This is a genomic window from Burkholderia paludis (assembly GCF_000732615.1).
Taxonomy (GTDB): Bacteria; Pseudomonadota; Gammaproteobacteria; order Burkholderiales; family Burkholderiaceae; genus Burkholderia; species Burkholderia paludis.
Genome location: NZ_JPGL01000047.1, coordinates 35904 through 54644, shown reverse-complemented (window position 1 = coordinate 54644; position 18741 = coordinate 35904). Strand labels below are relative to the sequence as shown.

At 69.5% G+C, this 18741-nt stretch carries 15 protein-coding genes; 5 read left to right on the top strand and 10 right to left on the bottom strand.

Translation table 11 applies throughout. From position 1 onward, the window contains the following. Positions 1–250 precede the first annotated feature (250 nt). Positions 251–1129, bottom strand: a complete 879-nt coding sequence (locus tag GQ56_RS0125815; protein ID WP_031401394.1) for a LysR family transcriptional regulator — start codon at positions 1127–1129, stop codon at positions 251–253. 100 nt (positions 1130–1229) lie between these two features. Here GQ56_RS0125815 and GQ56_RS0125810 point away from each other — a divergent pair, with 100 nt between their 5' ends. Beyond that, the gene (locus GQ56_RS0125810) at positions 1230–2798 is read left to right on the top strand and encodes an MFS transporter (RefSeq protein WP_031401393.1); all 1569 of its coding nucleotides are present in this window, start codon (positions 1230–1232) and stop codon (positions 2796–2798) included. Positions 2799–2885: 87 nt separating this feature from the next. Then, positions 2886–3827, top strand: a complete 942-nt coding sequence (locus tag GQ56_RS0125805) for an AEC family transporter (RefSeq protein ID WP_031401392.1) — start codon at positions 2886–2888, stop codon at positions 3825–3827. 32 nt (positions 3828–3859) lie between these two features. Here GQ56_RS0125805 and GQ56_RS0125800 read toward each other — a convergent pair whose 3' ends face one another. From GQ56_RS0125800 to GQ56_RS0125790, 3 genes are all read right to left on the bottom strand, one after another. Continuing rightward, positions 3860–5023: a LysR family transcriptional regulator gene (locus tag GQ56_RS0125800; RefSeq protein ID WP_031401391.1), complete on the bottom strand. Its 1164-nt coding sequence runs from the start codon at positions 5021–5023 to the stop codon at positions 3860–3862. 61 nt (positions 5024–5084) lie between these two features. Then, a complete protein-coding gene (locus GQ56_RS0125795) occupies positions 5085–5813 on the bottom strand; it encodes an aspartate/glutamate racemase family protein (RefSeq protein ID WP_031401390.1) in 729 nt (242 codons plus the stop codon). Positions 5814–5834: 21 nt separating this feature from the next. Beyond that, positions 5835–7385 (bottom strand): NCS1 family nucleobase:cation symporter-1, encoded by a 1551-nt coding sequence (locus GQ56_RS0125790; protein WP_031401389.1) that lies wholly within the window; start codon positions 7383–7385, stop codon positions 5835–5837. A gap of 513 nt (positions 7386–7898) precedes the next feature. Here GQ56_RS0125790 and GQ56_RS0125785 point away from each other — a divergent pair. Further along, positions 7899–8231, top strand: coding sequence for a hypothetical protein (locus GQ56_RS0125785; RefSeq protein WP_031401388.1), 333 nt, complete (start codon positions 7899–7901; stop codon positions 8229–8231). Between the two features lie 133 nt (positions 8232–8364). Here the strand turns inward: GQ56_RS0125785 and mmsB are convergent, their stop codons facing one another. The 3 genes from mmsB to GQ56_RS0125770 form a co-directional block, all read right to left on the bottom strand. Then, positions 8365–9255: a 3-hydroxyisobutyrate dehydrogenase gene (mmsB, locus tag GQ56_RS0125780; RefSeq protein ID WP_031401387.1), complete on the bottom strand. Its 891-nt coding sequence runs from the start codon at positions 9253–9255 to the stop codon at positions 8365–8367. 17 nt (positions 9256–9272) lie between these two features. Then, entirely contained in the window at positions 9273–10799 is a 1527-nt protein-coding gene (locus tag GQ56_RS0125775) for a CoA-acylating methylmalonate-semialdehyde dehydrogenase (protein WP_031401386.1), read from the bottom strand. Between the two features lie 109 nt (positions 10800–10908). Then, complete coding sequence (locus GQ56_RS0125770) at positions 10909–12228, bottom strand: MFS transporter (RefSeq protein WP_031401385.1); 1320 nt, start codon at positions 12226–12228, stop codon at positions 10909–10911. A gap of 156 nt (positions 12229–12384) precedes the next feature. On the opposite strand from GQ56_RS0125770, the gene GQ56_RS0125765 reads away from it, so the two are divergent. Further along, positions 12385–13344 carry a LysR family transcriptional regulator gene (locus GQ56_RS0125765; protein WP_031401384.1) on the top strand — a complete coding sequence of 320 codons (960 nt, stop codon included), beginning with the start codon at positions 12385–12387 and terminating at the stop codon, positions 13342–13344. A gap of 129 nt (positions 13345–13473) precedes the next feature. On the opposite strand, the gene GQ56_RS0125760 is transcribed toward GQ56_RS0125765, so the two are convergent. The 3 genes from GQ56_RS0125760 to GQ56_RS0125745 all read right to left on the bottom strand — a co-directional run bounded on the left by GQ56_RS0125760 (position 13474) and on the right by GQ56_RS0125745 (position 17096). After that, a complete protein-coding gene (locus GQ56_RS0125760; protein ID WP_031401383.1) occupies positions 13474–15336 on the bottom strand; it encodes a potassium transporter Kup in 1863 nt (620 codons plus the stop codon). A 440-nt stretch (positions 15337–15776) separates the two neighbouring features. After that, positions 15777–16157, bottom strand: coding sequence for a TraR/DksA family transcriptional regulator (locus GQ56_RS0125750; RefSeq protein WP_031401382.1), 381 nt, complete (start codon positions 16155–16157; stop codon positions 15777–15779). Between the two features lie 216 nt (positions 16158–16373). Then, complete coding sequence (locus GQ56_RS0125745) at positions 16374–17096, bottom strand: haloacid dehalogenase type II (RefSeq protein ID WP_031401381.1); 723 nt, start codon at positions 17094–17096, stop codon at positions 16374–16376. 210 nt (positions 17097–17306) lie between these two features. Here GQ56_RS0125745 and GQ56_RS0125740 point away from each other — a divergent pair, with 210 nt between their 5' ends. Next, positions 17307–18701, top strand: coding sequence for an MBL fold metallo-hydrolase (locus tag GQ56_RS0125740; RefSeq protein WP_031401380.1), 1395 nt, complete (start codon positions 17307–17309; stop codon positions 18699–18701). Positions 18702–18741 lie beyond the last annotated feature (40 nt).

The following is an 18741-nucleotide window of genomic DNA, read 5'->3' as shown; positions in this document are numbered from 1 at the left end:
GGACTCGCGGAAACGGGTCCGGATCGGCTCAAGTCTTGTGCTTGTATTGGCCTGGTTCGTTTGCCGCGTGCCGCGGCGGCAAGCTGTCAGATGATTGTACGCATGAATGGCACGGTGGTGACAGCATGCGCGGGTTTGCTCGGGGGGGAGCGCGTGTGCGGCGGGGCGGACGTCGGACGCGTAGGCGGCGGCCGCTCCGCCGGCCGGCCACGACGCCGGCGGCCGCGCCGGGGCGCGCGGACCGGGCGCCTTACGCGGCTGGCGCGACCGTGCGCAGGAACGCGCGTACCGCCGGCGCCTTGTCGAACCGCCGGTGCGCGAGCGCGAGCTCCGACGTGATCGGCTTGCCGGCGATCGGCCGGTACACGACCCCCGGCAGCGACACGCAGCCGGCGAGCGCATCGGGAATCACGGCGACCCAGCCGTTCACGGACACGCACGCGAGCACCGCGAGCAGGCCGCCCGGCCGCGCGGCGACGACCGGCGCGAAGCGGCCGCGGCGCGCCACCTCCAGCGTGCCGAGTTCCTGTTCGGGCACCGCGAAGCGCGCGTCCGCGAGATCGGCGGCGCGCACGGCCGCCATCGACGCATGGCGCGACCCGGCCGGCACCGCCGCGACGAACACGTCGCGCTGCAGCGTGACGATCCGCAGGCCGCCGGGCAAGGGCAGCGGCGGGCGCACGTACGCGAGGTCGAGCCGGCCCGCGTCGAGCTGGTTCGCGACGTCGTCCATCGGCACTTCGCGCAGGTTCAGCTCGATGCGCGGGTGCGCGGCGCGAAATGCGCCGACCGTGCGCTGCAGCGTGCCCGAGTAGACGGCCGACGATACGTAGCCGATCTCGATCCGGCCGAGCTCGCCGCGCTCGGCCAGCGCGGCGAGTTCGCGGCCGCGCTGCAGGTGCTCGAATGCGGCGCGGGCTTCGGCGAGATAGGCCTCGCCGGCCGCGCTCAGCGTGACCGCGCGACGCGACCGGTGAAACAGCCGCACGCCGAGCGCGCGTTCGGCTTCCTGGATCTGGCGCGTGAGCGCGGGCGGGGCCATGTCGAGCGCGTCGGCCGCGCGGGCGAAGTGCAGGTGCTCCGCGACGCTCAGGAAGGCGCGCACGTGACGGAATTCGAGCCGGTCCATGATTGCATTTTTCGTCAATAAAACAGCGCCTGAGTATCAATGACAGGCAATACCGGGCAAGCCTAGCATACGGCTCGTTCATCCTGTTCCGGAGTTGCCGATGTCCCGATCCTCACCGGTGTCGCGCGCAGGCGCGGCCGACGCCCCGCACATGGCCGCCCGGGCGCCCGCCGCCGCGACGCTCGCCGTCGCGTCCGCGACCTGCGCGCTGATCGTGCTCGATACGAACGTCGTCGCCGTGTCGCTGCCGAGCATCGCGCGCAGCTTTCACGCGAGCTTTGCCGCGATCGAGTGGGTCGTGAGCGCCTACATGACCGCGTTCGCCGCGTGCCTGCTGCCGGCCGGCGGGCTGGCCGACCGCTTCGGGCGCAAGCGGATGCTGGGCGCGGGGCTCGCGGTCTTTTTCTGCGCGTCGCTCGGCTGCGGCGTCGCGCCGTCGGCCGGCTGGCTGATCGCCGCGCGGGCGGTGAAGGGCGGCGGCGCCGCGCTGCTGCTGACGGCGGCGCTCGCCGTGATCGCCAACCGGTTTCCGGAAGGGCGCGAACGGGCGCGCGCATGGGCGGTCTGGGGCATGTGCATGGGGATCGCGACGGCCGTCGCGCCGCTCGTCGGCGGCGCGATCACGCAATGGATCGGATGGCGCTGGGTGTTCCTGCTCAACCTGCCCGTCTGCCTGCTGCTCGCGGCCGGCGCGCGCGTCGCGATCGACGAATCGCGCGATCCGCACGCGAAACGCGTGGATGCGGCCGGCAGCCTGCTGTTCGGCGCGGCGCTCGCATGCGCGATCGCCGCGCTGATCGGTGCGCCGTCGCACGGCTGGCTGTCGGCCGCGACGCTCGGCCGGCTCGCGCTCGCCGCCGCGCTGCTGGCGGCGTTCGTCGGCGCGGAGCGCTGGCAGGCGCGGCCGATGATCGATCTCGCGCTGTTTCGCCAGCCGCGCTTCGTCGGCGCCGTGCTCGCGATGTTCGGCTATGCCGCGTGCGCGCAGGTGATGATGACGTTCCTGCCGTTGTACCTGCAGAACGCGTTCGGGATGTCGGCGATCGATGCGGGGCTCGGGATGCTGCCGTTCGCGGTCGCGATGATCGCCGGGCCGTCGCTGGGCGCGGCGCTCGCCGCGCGCGCGTCGCCGGGCGGCGTGCTGGCGGGCGGGCTCGCGCTGATCGGCGCGGGCAACCTCGCGACCGCGGCGCTGACCGCCGGCGGCGACTACCGGCTCGTCGCGATCGGCATGTTCGTGACGGGCTGCGGCGCCGGCGTGATGAACGGCGACACGCAGAAGGCGATCATGGCGTGCGTGCCGCCGCACCGCACGGGCATGGCGTCGGGCATCAGCACGACGACGCGCTTCTCGGCGATCGTGACGGCCGTCGGCGTGCTCGGCGCGGTGCTGGCGGCGAGCACGCAGGCGCGGCTCGACCGCCTGCTGTCCGACGCGCCCGGCCTGCGCGCGTTTGCCGACGCGCCGTTCATGTCGAGCCTGCTGGCCGGCGACCTGGCGCGCGCGCTGGAGCGCGTGCCGCCGTCGGCCGCCGGCGTGCTCGCCCGGGCGGCGCCGGTCGCGTTCGCGAGCGGGTTCGCCGATGCGCTGACGGCGAGCGGCGCGCTCGCGCTCGTCACGGCCGCCGTCGCATACAGGTTGCTTGCGCAACCGCTGCGCGACGCGTGACGCGGGGCGTCGGCGGGCCGCGCGATTGGACGCGCTCCGGCCGAACCATTATGCTGGCGCGTTCCGGTTTCACGCAGCGCATTCAAGATGTCATCGACGATCGAGATTCTGTTGCCCGTATTCGGGCTGATCGCGGCAGGGTTCCTGTGCCGCCGGCGCGGGGTACTCGGGCCGGCCGCGGCCCCGGAGCTGAACCGGTTCGTCGTGTGGCTCGCGCTGCCCGCGCTGCTGTTCCAGATCATGGCGCATGCGTCGTGGCGCGAGCTCGACCAGCCGGCCTTCGTGGCCACCTTCGCATCGACGTGCGCGCTCGTGTTCGTCGGCGTGCTCGCGTGGCGCCTGTGCAGCGGGCGCGGGCTCGCGGATGCGAGCGTCGACGCGATCGCCGCGTCGTATCCGAACGTCGGCTATCTCGGCTTTCCGCTGTGCCTGCTCGCGTTCGGCCCCGACAGCCTCACGCCGACCACGATCGCCACCATCCTCGTCGCGTGCGTGCTGTTCGCCGGTGCGATCGTGCTGATCGAGATCGGGCTGCAGCGGGACCGCGCGCCGCTGAAACTGATGTGGAAGGTGATCGGCGCGCTGCTGCGCAATCCGCTGATCGTCGCGCCGCTCGCGGGCGTTTGCGTATCGGCCGCCCGGGTGCCGCTCGGCGCGCCCGTCGACACGTTCCTGAAGTTGCTCGGCGCGGCCGCCAGCCCGTGTGCGCTCGTCAGTCTCGGGTTGTTTCTCGCGGAGAAGCGGGAGGCGGGCGGTCCGGCGCCGCGCGGCAGCGTCGCGCTGACGGCGGTGAAGCTGTTCGTGCAGCCGGCCCTCGCGTGGTGGCTCGGCGTGCGCGTGTTCGCGATGCCGCCCGTGCTCGTGCAGATCGCCGTCGTGCTCGCCGCGCTGCCGACCGGCACGGGGCCTTACATGCTGGCCGAGTTCTACGGGCGCGAAGCGCACGTGACGTCGCGCACGATCCTGCTGTCGACGCTCGGATCGATCGTGTCGCTGTCGATCTTGCTCACGCTTGCGCGGCATACCTGACATCGTGCGCCCGTCGCATCGCGTCGCGCCGTTCAGTGCGGCTTGGTCGCGACGCGATGGACGCGCGCCGCCCTCGGCGGGTGCGAGGCGCGGCAATGCGTCGGCCGGCCGCGGCGCGTGCGTCGCGGCGGTTCGGGCGTGGCCGTGACGGCAGGCGTGCCGTCGCGCGCGTCGTCGGCCGCGCCGGCGGCCACCGCAGCCACCGCCGGCCGCCCGGCCTCGGCGTCGAGCCACGCGCGCGTCGCTTCCGCGATCAGCCCGCGCAGCCAGCGCACGCCGTCGACGCCCGCGCCCGCTTCGTTCCACGTCATCCGGTACACGATCTCCGGCGGCTCGGCCGGCAGCGCCACGGCGGCGAGCGGCAGCAGCTTCGCATAGTGTCGCGCGAGCCGGTACGTGGTGGTCAGGAGCATGTCGGTGCGCACGAGCGCGTGCGCGGCGAGTTCGAAATGCGGCAGCGTGACGACGATCCGCCGCTGCAGGCCCACGCGTTCGAGCTGCCGGTCGATCGCGCCGGACGCTTCGAGCCGCGACGGCGTCGGGCACAGCTGGGGCGCGTCGGCATACTCGGCGGCCGTCATCGCGCCGCGCCGCGCGAGCGGATGCGTCGCGCGCATCAGGCACACGATGCGATCGTCGAACAGGTCGTCCTGCCGGAAGCGCGACGAGCGGGCCGGGCGATTGTCGATCACGACGTCGAGCTCGCCGTCGGCCAGCGCGCGCTCGTCGTCGAAGCCGTCGCCGAGCGGATGGAACACGAGCTGCGCGTTCGGCGCGCGCTCGCGGAACAGCGCGACGAGCTTCGGCACGAACAGCACGTTCAGGTAATCGGGGCAGCCGATCCGATAGGTGCGCACCGACGAGCGGGCGTCGAACGTCGGCTGCTGGATGCGGATGAAGTCGATCACGCGCAGCGCGTTGCGCAGCGGGTCGATCAGCCGCGCGCCGAACTCGGTCGGCACCATCCCGTAGCGGCCGCGCACCAGCAGCGGATCGCCGAGCAGCGTGCGCAGGCGCTTGAGCGCGGCGCTCGTCGCCGGCTGCGACATGTTCAGGCGCACGGCCGCGCGCGACACGGTGCGCTCGGTCAGCAGCACCAGCAGGATGCGCATCAGCCGCGCATCGAGGAGGTCGAGCGCGTGCGCGGCGTCGGACGCGTCGCGCGGCGGCGACGACGGGCCTACCGCGTCCCGCATGTCGACGGGGCGTCCGGCACGGCGAGGTCCGCGCGCGGCGTCGCCGCGGGCCGGCGGCCGTTCATTTGACGAACGTGCCCGGCCAGCCGACGATCCGCTTCGGGCGCGGCGGCGCGTACGTGCGCACCTTCGACGTCGTCAGCTTCAGCCGGACCAGCGACTCGGCGAGCGCGACGGCGGCCGCGACGCCGTCCACGACCGGCACGCCCGTGCATTCCCCGATCTGCCGGTCGAGGCCGGCCATCCCGCCGCAGCCGAGACAGATCACTTCCGCGCGATCGTCCTTCACCGCGCGCTGCGCCTGGCCGACGATCGCCTCGATCGCGCGGGCCGGATTCTCTTCGAGTTCGAGCACCGCGAGGCCGCTCGCGCGGACCGACGCGCAGCGCGCATCGAGCCCGGCGAGCTTCAGGCGATCCTCGATCAGCGGCACCGTGCGGTCGAGCGTCGTGACCACCGAGTAGCGGTGGCCGAGCAGCATCGCGACGCTCGCGGCCGCTTCGGTGATGTCGACGACGGGCACCGTCAGCAGTTCCTGCAGGCCTTCGCGGCCGTGCTCGCCGTAGCCGGCCTGGATCACCGCGTCGTACGGTTCGTCGTAGCTCAGCACGCGATCCATCACCGCGATCGCCGCGAGGTAGCTCTCGAAGTTGCCTTCGACCGATTCCGCGCCGAAGCGCGGCGTCAGCCCGACGATCTCCGTGCCCGGCGACGCGGCGGCCTGCGCCTGCGCGGCGATCGCGTCGGTGATCGACGCGGTCGTGTTGACGTTGACTACCAGGATCCTCATCGTGACTCCGTAAGCGTGGGTTCAGTGTCGGGCGCAGGCGACCGCGATGTGCTCGCCCGAGCGCTCGTCGTAGTGCCGCGTGCGATCGGCCAGCAGCCAGTACACGCCGCCCGCGATGGCCGCGCCGAGCAGCCACGAGAACGGCGTCATCGCGCCGAAGGCCGGCACGACGGCGAGCGCGATCGAGATCAGCGCGGACGGCACGAGTGCCGCGAGCGCCTTGCGGTTCACGCCGCGCGTGTAGAAATAGGCGCCGGTCGGCGCTTCGGTGTAGAGATCGGGCACATTCACGCGCTGCTTGCGCACGAGCCAGTAGTCGACCGTGATGATCCCGTACAGCGGGCCGAGCAGCGCGCCGAGCCCGGACAGGAAGTAGACGATCACGATCGGGCTGTTGTACAGGTTCCACGGCAGGATCAGCACGGCGACCGTCGCGCTGATCAGCCCGGCGCGGCGGAACGACAGGCGGTGCGGCGCGAGGCTCGTCAGCACGAAGGCCGGCGCGACGAAGTTCGCCATGATGTTGACGGCGACCGTCACGATCAGGAACGCGAGGCAGCCGAGCACGAGGAACAGCCTGTTCGGCACCGTCGCGATGATTTCCGTCGGGCTGTGGATGATGTGGCCGTTCAGCTTGAACTGCGCGCCGGCGAGCACGAAGCTGATCGTCGCGAACACGAGGATGTTGACCGGCAGCCCCCAGAAGTTGCCCACGCGCACCGTCTTCGCGCTCGGCGACGAGCGCGCGAAATCGCAGAAGTTGAGCACCAGCGTGCCGTAGATCGCGAGCCACAGCGCGCCGCCCGCGAACACCTCCGTCCACATCTTCAGGCCGGTCAGCGGCTTGCCGATCGACATCGCGGGATGGCCGCCCGTGCGGCTGAACATCCATGCGGCGAGCGACAGCGTCGTGACCAGGATCACCGGGCCGGCGAGCCCTTCGTACTTGCGGACCATTTCCATCCCGTACGTGAGGATGCCGATCTGCACGAGCCAGATCGCGACGAACGTGATCCAGCCGAGCGTCGACAGCCCGAGGATCGCGTCCCGGTCGAACGCGGCGAGGCCCGGCCAGATCGCGGTGAGCAGCACGCGCAGCACGACGGACGCGAGATAGGTCTGGATGCCGAACCACGCGATCGCGATCACCGCGCGGATCATCGCCGGCAGCAGTGCGCCGTAGATGCCGAAGCTCATCCGGCTGATCACCGGGAACGGCACGCCGGTCTTCTGGCCCATGTAGCCGGTGAGGTTCATGAAGCCGTACACGAGCACCGCGCCGATCGCGAGCGACGCGAGCATCTGCCAGCCCGACAGGCCGAGCGCGAACAGCCCGATCGCGAACGAGTAGTTGGCGATGTTGTGCACGTCGTTGGTCCACAGCGCGAAGATGCTGTAGCGGCCCCATGTGCGGCCCTCGGCCCGGGTCGGCGCGAGGTCGGAATTGTGCAGCCGGGGGCTCAGCGCGGGATCGTGCGCGGCCGTGTCGGTTCGATGCGATGCGTCGTGCGCGCCGGGCATGAGGCCCGGGCGGTGAGTGGCTTCCAGTTGCACGCAGGTGTCTCCTTCCATGTGCAGGGGCGCGAACCGGCTGCGGGGGCGCATTGCGCTGGCCCGGCCGGCGTGGACGTTATGTCTCGGATTTGCTGGCGAGTATGGGCGGGCCGTCCGGCGATGGGAAATTAAATATTCGGCTGGGTGGCATTCGGAAAATGAATGGAATGCGACGGGCCGTGGCGGCCGGGTGAGGCAGGCGGATGGTGGGTTTGAGGGCGCGATCCGTGGCGAAGGCGGTGGAGCGGCGAGGCGGTTTTCCGGCCTTGCGGGCCTCCCGGTCGCGGTTCTCTGTTTGGGGCGGTTCGGGCCGTGCGGCTGGCCCCGGCGTCGCGGGTGTCAAAAATGCCGGAAGGCCCGTGAGCGGACCGAATATGGCCCCAAAATTCCCGACCGACCAGAGCGATACCGGTATCGTTTAACCTTTCGAAACAATGTGTTCACCGAAAGGGGCATGATCTCCGGTGATCGGGCAGGCATACTGTGGCCTATGTTGCTCAATGCGCGCCAAAAGGCGCGTGCCTGCCCCCCATGTCCACTTCCGTTTCTTCCCGAACCCTGCGATGGTTGACCGTTGCGGCTGCCGCATGCTTGCTCGCCGCGTGTTCGACCGCTTCCGACGTGACCGCGACGTCGAATCCGAACGTGTTCACCGTGACGACGCGCACGGTCGGCGTGTCGACGACATGGGCCGACGCCCATGAGCGGGCGGTCAACGAAGCCACCAGCTATTGCACGCAGCGCGGCATGCGCGCGAGCCTGAAGCAGGAGGCGCTGACCGGCGGCAGCCGCGTCGGCGCGCGTTCCGAACTCGCGTTCGAGTGCCATCCGACCTTCGAGACGGCGTCGAACCCGCGCAGCTGACCGGCCGGCGGCGCGGTTGCGCCGCCCGGCCCGCCGAAGCGGCGCGGCGGTTTTCCTCCCCCGCATGCAGACCGGCCCGCGATGCACGCAGGTGCATCGCGGGCCGGCGTACGTCCGGCGCGGGCCGCGGCGCTTACGCCGGCTGCGCCTCGTACAGCTTCACGCACGCGGAGAAGTCGAGCGTGCCGAGCCCCTGCTGGTTCATCGACTGATAAAGCTGCTGCGCGAGCGCGCCCATCCACACCGGTTGATGCGCATGCCGCGCCGCTTCGGTCGCGAGCCCGAGATCCTTCAGCATCAGGTTCGCCGCGAAGCCGCCCGCGTAACCGCGTGCGGCCGGCGCGGTGTCGCTGACGCCCGGATACGGGTTGTACGTGTCCGAACTCCAGCAACGCCCGGTCGAGGTGTTGATGATGCCGGCCAGCACCGCCGGGTCGATGCCGAGCGCGGCGCCGAGCGCCATCGCCTCCGACACGCCCATCATCGAGATCCCGAGCAGCAGGTTGTTGCAGATCTTCGCGATCTGCCCGGTGCCCGTTCCGCCGCAATGCACGACGTTCCGGCCCATGTCGAGCAGCACGGGGCGGATGCGCTCGAACAGCGCGCCTTCCGCGCCGACCATGAAGGTCAGCGTGCCGGCCTGCGCGCCGCCGGTGCCGCCCGACACGGGCGCGTCGGCGAGCGGGAAGCCGCGCTGCGCGGCCGCGTCGGCCACCGCGCGCACGGTGCCGGGATCGATCGTGCTGCAGTCGATCAGCGTCGCGCCGGCGCGCGCGCCGGCCAGCACGCCGTCGTCGCCGAGATAGACCGCGCGCACGTGCTGGGCGGCCGGCAGCATCGTGATCACGACCGCGCCGCGCGCGGCCGCGTCGCGCGGCGAGCCGGCGGCGGTCGCGCCCGCGCGCACCGCGGCGTCGACCGCGTGCGCGTCGAGGTCGAACACCGTCAGCGCGTGGCCGGCCTTGAGCAGGTTGGCGGCCATGGGGCCGCCCATGTTGCCGAGCCCGATGAATGCGATTTCCATGTGCTGGCTCCCGGGCATCAGCGCAGCGCGATCGTCGTGTTCACGCCGCCGACCGTCGCGTCGTCGTCGAACCAGCGTGCGGTCACGGTCTTGGTCTGCGTGTAGAACTGCACGACCTGCTTGCCGTACGGGCCCAGATCGCCGAGCTTCGAGCCGCGCGAGCCGGTGAAGCTGAAGTAGGGCACCGGCACCGGGATCGGGATGTTGATGCCGACCTGGCCGATGTCGATCTCGCTCTGGAACTTGCGCGCGGCCGCGCCGCTCTGCGTGAACAGGCCCACGCCGTTGCCCATCGGGTTGCGGTTGACGAGCGCGATGGCTTCGTCGAGCGTGTCGGCTTCCATCACGACCACCACCGGCCCGAAGATTTCTTCCGTGTAGATCGGCATGTCGGTCGTCACGCCCGAGAAGATCGTCGGGCCGACGAAGTTGCCCTGCTCGTAGCCCGGCACCTTCACGTCGCGGCCGTCGAGTTCGAGCTTCGCGCCGGCCTTCACGCCCGCGTCGATCAGCGACAGGATGCGTTCCTTCGCCGCCTTCGACACGACCGGCCCGACGTCCGTGCCGGCTTCCGCGCCCGCATTGACCTTCAACGCCTTCGCCTTCTCGACGAGCTCGGGCAGCCAGTCGCGCGCGCGGCCGACCAGCACGACCACCGAGGTCGCCATGCAGCGCTGGCCGGCCGCGCCGAAGCCCGCGCCGACGAGCGCGTTGATCGACTGCTCGCGGTGTGCGTCGGGCAGCACGACCGCGTGATTCTTCGCGCCCATCATCGACTGCACGCGCTTGCCGTGCTGGCTGCCGAGGTTGTACACGTGGGTGCCGACGCGCGTCGAGCCGACGAACGAGATCGCCTTGATGTCCGGATGCGTGCAGAGGCGGTCGACCACCGTCTTGCCGCCGTGCACGACGTTCAGCACGCCTTGCGGCACGCCGGCCTCGATCGCGAGTTCGACGAGCTGCATCGTCGACAGCGGGTCCTGCTCCGACGGCTTCAGCACGAAGGTGTTGCCGCAGACGATCGCCATCGGGAACATCCACAGCGGGATCATCCCGGGGAAGTTGAACGGCGTGATGCCCGCACACACGCCGATCGGCTGGCGCAGCGTGTAGGTATCGACGCCGCCCGCGACGTTCTCCGCGAATTCGCCCTGCTGCAGCGTGCCGATCGAGCATGCGTGCTCGACGACTTCCAGGCCGCGGAAGATGTCGCCTTGCGCGTCGGGCAGCGTCTTGCCTTGCTCGGCCGTCAGCGTGTGCGCGATCCGTTCGAGATTGCGGCGCACGAGATCCTGGAATTTCAGCATGATGCGCAGCCGCGCGCCGATCGGCGTCGTCTTCCAGGTCTGGAATGCGCGCTGCGCGGACGCGATCGCGGCGTCGACCTCGTCGAGCGTCGCATACGGCACGCGGCCGATGACTTCCTGCGTCGCGGGGTTGACGATGTCGCCCCATTCGGCGCTTTGCGATTCGACAAACGCGCCGTCGATCAGCAGCTTGGCGGTGGGCAGGGCGAGGGTGGTCTGGGGAACTGCGGCGTTCATGGAGTCTCCGGGAAACGGTGTGGCGATAAAAAAAGGGGCTCCGGCATCCACCGCGCGTGCGTGCACGGTGGAGGCGGGACGAACCGAAATCGATCCGGCGCAGGCGCGATCAGGCGCGCGCCGGACGCATCAGCGCGGTACAGGCGAGCGCGAACACGCCGAAGCCGACGAGGTACGCGATCACGTAATGCGGCTGGCCGCCGCCGGTCTTGAGCAGCGACGTCGCGATCATCGGCGCGAAGCCGCCGCCGATCACGCCGGCGAGCTGCACCGACAGCGAGATGCCGCTGTAGCGGATTTCCGCCGGGAACTGCTGCGCGAACAGCAGCGCTTCCGGCGCATAGAGGATCGGGAACACGACGCCGAGGCCGAGCACGATCGCCCACCAGGCGGTCGACGTGTGCTGCGTGCCGAGCATCATGAAGAACGGCGCGGCGAACGCGCACATCAGCACGAGGCCGATCGCGAACATCCGGCGCTGGCCGATGCGGTCGCTCAGGTGGCCGCACAGCGGCATCGTGACGAGCGACAGCGCGGCGCCCGCCGTGATCGCGTGCAGCATGTCGGCCTTCGGCAGATGCAGCTGCTGCGTCGCGTAAGCGAGCGCGAACGTGACGACCATGTAGAACCACGTGTTCTCGGCGGCGCGTGCGCCGACGATCGTCAGCACCTCGCGCGGATGGCGGCGCAGCGCGGCCATGACCGGCGACTTCTCGGCCTTGCCCTGGCGCTGCACCTTCTCGAAGTCGGGCGATTCCGGCACTCGCGCGCGGATGAACCAGCCGAGGCCGACGAGCGCGATGCTCGCGAGGAACGGCACGCGCCAGCCCCACGACAGCATGTCGGCTTCCGGCAGCGCGGCGACCGCGGCCATCGCGAGCGATGACAGGATCAGGCCGAGCCCGACGCCCGTTTGCGGCAGGCTGCCGAACAGCCCCTTGCGGCCCTTCGGCGCGTGCTCGACCGCCATCAGCACCGCGCCGCCCCATTCGCCGCCGACGGCCATGCCCTGCAGGAAGCGCATCGCGATCAGCAGCGCGGCGGCCCAGTAGCCGATGCGGTCGTACGACGGGATCAGCCCGATGATCATGCTCGGCACGCCCATCAGCAGCAGCGTGATCATCAGCATCGACTTGCGGCCGATCCGGTCGCCGAAGTGGCCGAACACGATGCCGCCCATCGGCCGCCCGATGAAGCCGACCGCGAACGTGCCGAACGCGGCGAGCGTGCCGACGACGGGGTCCAGCGACGGGAAGAAGATGCGGTTGAACACGAGGGCGGCGGCCGTGCCGTAGAGGAAGAAGTCGTACCACTCGATCGTGGTGCCGGCCATGCTGGCCCAGCCGGCCAGCAGGTAGTGCTTCGCGGTGCGCGCGGGCGCCGGCGCCGCGACTGTCGCATGCTCATCGAGGGTGGATCGCGTCTGCATGGTGTCTCCGTTTGGGTTGCCGCGGCTCGTGGTCCGCAGGTCACGGTCGAGTATAGTTATGCGCAGATTCATCATGTACCGATAAAGAAACCGGTTCGATGTGCATTTATGCATATCGACGGCCGGTCCGGAGACTCCAGCCTTTTTTCCTTGCCGATGCGACACGTCACCGAGCCGGTTTCCGGCAACCTGAACTGGGACGACCTGCGTTTTTTCCTCGAAGTCGCCCGCACGCAGCGCGCGAGCGGCGCCGCGAAGCGGCTGGGCGTCGACTACACGACCGTCGCGCGGCGCATCCGCGCGCTCGAGGCGTCGTTGGGCACGCTGCTGTTCGACAAGTCGCGCTCCGGCGGCTTCACGCTGACCGCCGAAGGCCAGCGGCTCGTCGCGTATGCGGACGCGATGGAGACGACCGTGCAGTCCGCGTGCGACCAGGTCGCGAACACCGGCGAGGCGCTGTCGGGCCACGTGCGGATCGGGTCGACCGAAGGGTTCGGCTGCTTTTTCCTCGCGCCGCAGCTCGCGCGGTTCCGCGCCGACCATCCGCACGTGACGGTCGACCTGCTGCCGGTCCCGCATTTCGTCAACCTGCCGAAGCGCGAGGCCGACCTGGCGATCACGCTCGAGCGGCCCGAGCGCGGGCCCTACGTGGTCACCAGGCTGTGCGACTACCAGTTGCGGCTCTATGCGACGCGCGACTATCTCGCGAACCACGCGCCGATCGCCTGCACGGACGATCTCGCGCGGCACGCGTTCATCAGCTACGTCGACGATCTCGCGTTCAGCAACGAACTGCTGTACCTGGATCGCGCGGTGCCGGGCGCGACGGCCGGGCTGCGCACGACCAGCGTGATCGCGCAGTATTTCGCGGCGCTGCAGGGCGGCGGCCTCGCGATCCTGCCGTGCTTCATGGCGGCCACGCAGCCGGCGCTGGTGCCGGTGCTGCCGCGCGACGTGGTCGTCACGCGCTGTTTCTGGCTGACGTGCCGCGAGGATCTGCGCAAGCTGCGGCGCGTGACCGCGCTGTGGGATTACCTGCGCGCGGCGGCGGACGCGAATCGGGAATTGCTGATGGGGGAGTCGGGGACGCTGCGGTTCGTCGGCGAGCCGGCATAGCGGCGGGCGCAGACGGCGGCGCGCCGCCCCGCGAGCATGGCCGCGGCGCACGGGCGGTCGCGCGCCGCAAAAGTCGCGCCGCCGCGCGTGCGCCCGGGAACCGGGCGGCGGCGCGACCGCGGCCGTGCGCTAGATCGAGACCTGCCGGCCCAGATCGACCACCTGGTCGGCCGGCACGCGCAGATAATCCGTGACCCGCGTGCAGTTGCGCAGCATCAGCCCGAACGCCGACGCCATCCAGCGCGGCAAGCCTGTCCCGTCGTCCCGGCTCGTCACGCGCTCCCGCCCGATGAAATACGTCAGCGCGGCCGGATCGACCGGGCAGCCGTGCCGGGTAGCGATCTGCGTCATCAGCGCCGGCAGGTCGGCGCGTTCCATGAACCCGTAGGTCGCGGTCACCGTCCAGTAGCCGGGCAACGGCTCCGCGATCGCGATCCGGTTGTCGGGGTCGACCCAGGGTTTCGACGCGATGTCGAGCGTCACGGCGAGCACGTTGCGTTGCAGCGCCTGGCTGTGCCGGACGTACCAGAGCAGCACCGGCGGCACGCCGTCCTTCGTGCGGGTCAGGAATGCCGCGGTGCCCGGCACGCGGGCGAGCGTGTCGCCGGTCGCATGCATGAACGTGTCGACGGAAACCGGGTGCTCGGCAAGCCGGGCGGCGACCGCCGTCACGCCGCGATGCCAGACATACATCACGAGATACACGAGCGCGGCGAGCAGCAGCGGCACGTAGCCGCCGTCGAACAGCTTCAGCACGTTCGACGTGAAGAACGCGGTGTCGAACGTGAAGAACAGCGCCGCCACCGTGCCGCTGGCGGCCAGGTTCCAGCCCCAGATCTCGCGCATGGCGATGAACAGCAGCACCGTGGTCATCAGCATCGTTGCGGAGACCGCGATCCCGTAGGCGCCGGCCAGGTTGTCCGACTTGCGGAACAGCAGCGCGAGGCCGATCGTGACGATCATCAGCGTCCAGTTGACCGCGCCGATGTAGATCTGCCCGTACCCGGCCTGCGACGTCTGCACGATCTTCATGCGCGGCATCCATTCGAGCTGGATGGCCTGGCGCGTCATCGAGAACGCGCCGGCGATGATCGACTGGCTGGCGATCACGGTCGCGACCGTGGACAGGATCACGAGCGCCAGCGTGAGCGACCCGGGGCACAGGCGGTAGAAGATGTTGCCGCTGGTGGGGGCGCCGGCCAGGACGAGCGCCCCCTGGCCCGCGTAGTTGAGCACCAGGCTCGGAAACACGAGCATGCTCCAGGCGAACTTGATGGGCTTCGCGCCGAAATGCCCCATGTCCGCGTACAGCGCCTCGGCGCCCGTCACGCACAGGAACACGCCGCCGAGCACGAGAAAACCGGTGCCGCCGCTATGAATCAGGTAGGTGACGCCATGCACCGGATTGAGCGCCCACAGGATCGCCGGATGGCGCACGATGCCGGAAATGCCCAGCACGGCCATCACGACGAACCACAGGGCCATGATCGGCCCGAACGCACGGCCGATCTTCGCGGTTCCGAGCGACTGCAGCGCGAACAGCGCAAACAGGATCAGGATGGCCAGCGGCAGCACGTACGGCTCCAGCGTCGGTTCGACGAGCGTCAGCCCTTCGAGGGCGGACAGCACGGAAATCGCCGGCGTGATCGCGCCGTCGCCGTAAATCAGCGCCGCGCCGAACAGGCCGGCCGCGACGATCAGCGGACGCCGATGCCGCTTCACCCCGAGCAGCGCCATCAGCGCGAGGATGCCGCCTTCGCCGTCGTTGTCGATACGCATCGCGAATCCGGCGTACTTGACGGTCGTGACGACGATCAGGGTCCAGACCAGCAGCGACACGACACCGAGGATGGTTTGCGGATTCGTGCCGCCCGTCAGGTCGAGCACCGTCTTGAAGGTGTAGAGCGGGCTCGTGCCGATGTCGCCGAACACGACACCCAGCGCACCGATTCCACTGGTGAGCAGCAACGGCGATTTGCTTTGATTCGGCATGCTGTTCCTCGGCTTCGATAGGGGACCGCCGGACAATCCGTCGATGCCGCCGCACGCGGCGCGTCGACGCTCGGCCGCGCCGCGCGAGACCGCGCAGTATCCCGCATGATGTTTGCGTTGCGGCGCACAGTGCGCGCTGTGCTTCGGCGGCACGCGGCATTCTGTGCGTTGGCGCCGGCAAAAAGGCAAGCGAGCGGTGCACTGTATTCTGGAATCCTTTGCATCCGTATGACGACGCGCAAAGGATGTGTCAGCGGCATGACGCCAACGCGAGCGAGCTGCTCACGCCGACGGATGGCGTTCTCCCGGGTGGGGAAGGGCGCGGACGTCACGATGACGTCCGCCGGGTTCGGGGTGCGGGCGGCAACGCCGGGCAATCCTGCCGGGTGCGGGCCGCGACGGCCCGTGCGACGCCGCCGTCGCGATGGTCGCGCCGCGGGTTACTGGCCCGATTCGCGCCGGCTTTCTTCGGCGACGGTATATATCGCTTCCGGCAAGGCTTCGAGCCGCTCGATCGGGATCGGATCGCCGCTTTCGTCCGAGTAGCCGTAGGTGCCGTCCGCGATCTTTTCCAGCGCGCGCTGGATATCGGCGATCCGGCGGACATTGACGTTGCGCAGCGCCTGGTTTGCGACGTCCTGTTCGAGCGTCTGCGCGTCGTCCTCGCGTTCACCGGCCTCCGCGCCGCTCGTTTCCTGCTGTTGCCGGCCCTGTGCGATGGTGTTTTCCTCGCCGCCGAGCACCTGCTGCTGCAAGGCTTCGAGCCGCTGGCGCTGCCTGGCGATGAATGCAGCGTCCAGGCCGTTCGGGTGATCGTCCATCTCGGTTCTCCTGTGAGTGCTGCCGGGCGCCGGAACGCGATCGGCGTCGCTGCATTCTCGATCATGTCGCCGCGCCGGACAAGCCGGCGCACGTGGCGACCGTGCGGCATGCGTAACGGGTTCGACCGGGAAACGTGTCGCGGGCTCCGGTCGCGGCGCAACCGGTTCGCGACGGGCCGATCGCGCGGCCCGCCCGAACGCCGGTCGGCGTGCCGCTCAATCCGGGCAGCCGAGCCGATCCGCGAGTTCGTTCAGGTTCCTGACGTCGAAATCCCATGTGTCGGCGGCCTGCAGGTCGGTCGTCTGGCCGGGCCCGTGCTCGGTCGGGCGCAGCACGAACGCGGTGGACAGCCCCTGCCGGCGCGCGGCCGCGAGATCGCCGTTGTGCGCGGCGACCAGGCACAGTTCGGCCGGCGCGATGCCGAGAATCTCGACCGTGTCGCTGTATACCTGCGGCGACGGCTTGTATGCGCGCACGACCTCGGCGCCGAGAATCGCATCCCACGGCAGCCCCGCGCGTTTCGCGACGTCGACCATCAGCCGGATGTTGCCGTTCGACAGCGGCGCGATGATGAAGCGCCGCTTCAGCCGGTGCAGCGCCGCGACCGCGTCGGGCCACGGATCGAGGCGGTGCCAAGCGAGGTTGAGCGCGTCGAGGTCGGCGTCGGGCACGTCGGCGATTCCGTAGCGGTCGAGCGTGCGCACGAGGTTCTCGCGGTGCAGGACGTCGAGCCGCACGTAGCGGCGGCGCCCGCTGCGGATTTCTTCCATCGACGGCGAATATTCGGCGCGCCAGGCATCGGCGAATTCGAACGGGTCGAGCGCGGGCGCGTAGCGATCGAGGAACGCGGCGGCGCCGTGTGCGACGCCGCTTCTCCAGTCGACGATCGTTCCGAAGACATCGAAAACGAGCGCCTTGATTTCAGTGGGGTTCGTCATGCGGTCCTTTGCGTGGGCGGGGGATCGGAACAGGCTGCGGCGGCGATGGCCGACGGCGGCAACGGGCAGGGCCTGCCGTCCGCATTAGAGCATGTATATGGATTGTGCGCGATTCGCGCGGCCGTATTGACTGCGTCGACGACAGGATGTCCGTCATCGTGTATAAATTGCAGCCAAAATCGAGCGGGCCGCGACAGCCGGGAAGCGGTGATGGATGAGCGCCTGCGCCACGACGCACTACGGGGGCACATCTTGTTCTACTCGGTCGACCGCAATCAATTCTCCATCGGTCAGGGTGGTTTCCACTCGACTGTCGTTCATGCCGGCAGCGCGCGATTCAGCGTTGTCGTCGACTGTGGCGGCGGAAGCATGAAAACCAGGAAGCCGCTGATCGAGACATTCACCGGCGGCGTTCCCACGCAACATGACATCCTGGCCATCAGTCACCTGGACCTGGACCATATCGACGGCGTGCCGGAACTCACGCAAACGGCACAATTCCGATACGTGTTTCTTCCTCACGTCGACGAGCACGCGTACGCACGCTGGATGACGACCCGGCTCGCGTTCGAGGTGGAGGAGGACGCGGAAGCCGGCTCGATCGTCCGGTCGATCGATATCGTCACCGGCTTGTATGACGGGCGATATGGCCACCCGGTCATCGTGCGCGACGCCGGACCGGTCGAGCCCGGAGGAGCGAGAGACGACCGCGACGCCGCCAATCCGCTGATGCCGGACGCGCTTCGCAAATTGCTGGATGGCGCCGCAGCGGTTTTGCCGTCGACCACCTCGATCGGCCTCGTGGATATCGACTGGGCATTCCGTTTCTATTCGTACGAGTGGACCTGCCCGGCCCAGCTCGAGAAAATCTGGATGCATCCGTTCTTCGACGACCTGAAGGATGCCATCGCCGCGCTGGTGGACGACCCGGGGCGTTCCGGCGTGGCGCAAGCCATGAAAGACAGGCTCGAGGACAAGATCCCCGCGGAGCAGGCGAGTGGCGCAATTTTCACGCTGACTGGAAAAGAGACCGTCGTCGAGAGCGCAATCAGTGTCAAGCGCCTGCTCGGCCAAGTGTACCGACGCCTGCCCGGACTGACGGACTATAACGATGCGTCGATGTGCGTGTACTCCGGCCCGGTGCAGAGTGGCACGAACCGTCCCGTGAAATGGTTCAGCCGACACGTTCAGACGACCGCCGACGGCGCGGCGTGGGCCAGGGAAAAAGGCATTCGAAGCACTCGAAGTGTGGGCTGGATTCATACCGGGGACCTGAATCTGGACGACGATACGAAACTGGAGAAATTCCTGGGGCACTACGAGGCCGAGTTGCGAACGGTTTCGGTACTGGTGTTGCCGCATCACGGGTCGGTACGCAGCTACGGTCGAGATCTGCGGAGACTGGACGCGTTGGCCAGGACGCTTGACGACCGGCCCCTGTTTCTTGCACCGGCGCTGCCAACCGGTCGATACAAGCATCCGGACGATTCGGTGATGACGCAGTGTCGCACATCCGGATTCGCGCATATCGTCGACGACAAGCGCGCGACACTCTTCCAGGAAAGCGTGCGATGCGGATACCCGTACATCGTGATTTTCGATTGACGCAGTGGCCTGCGCGCGACCTGCGTCAAGCCGATTTCCG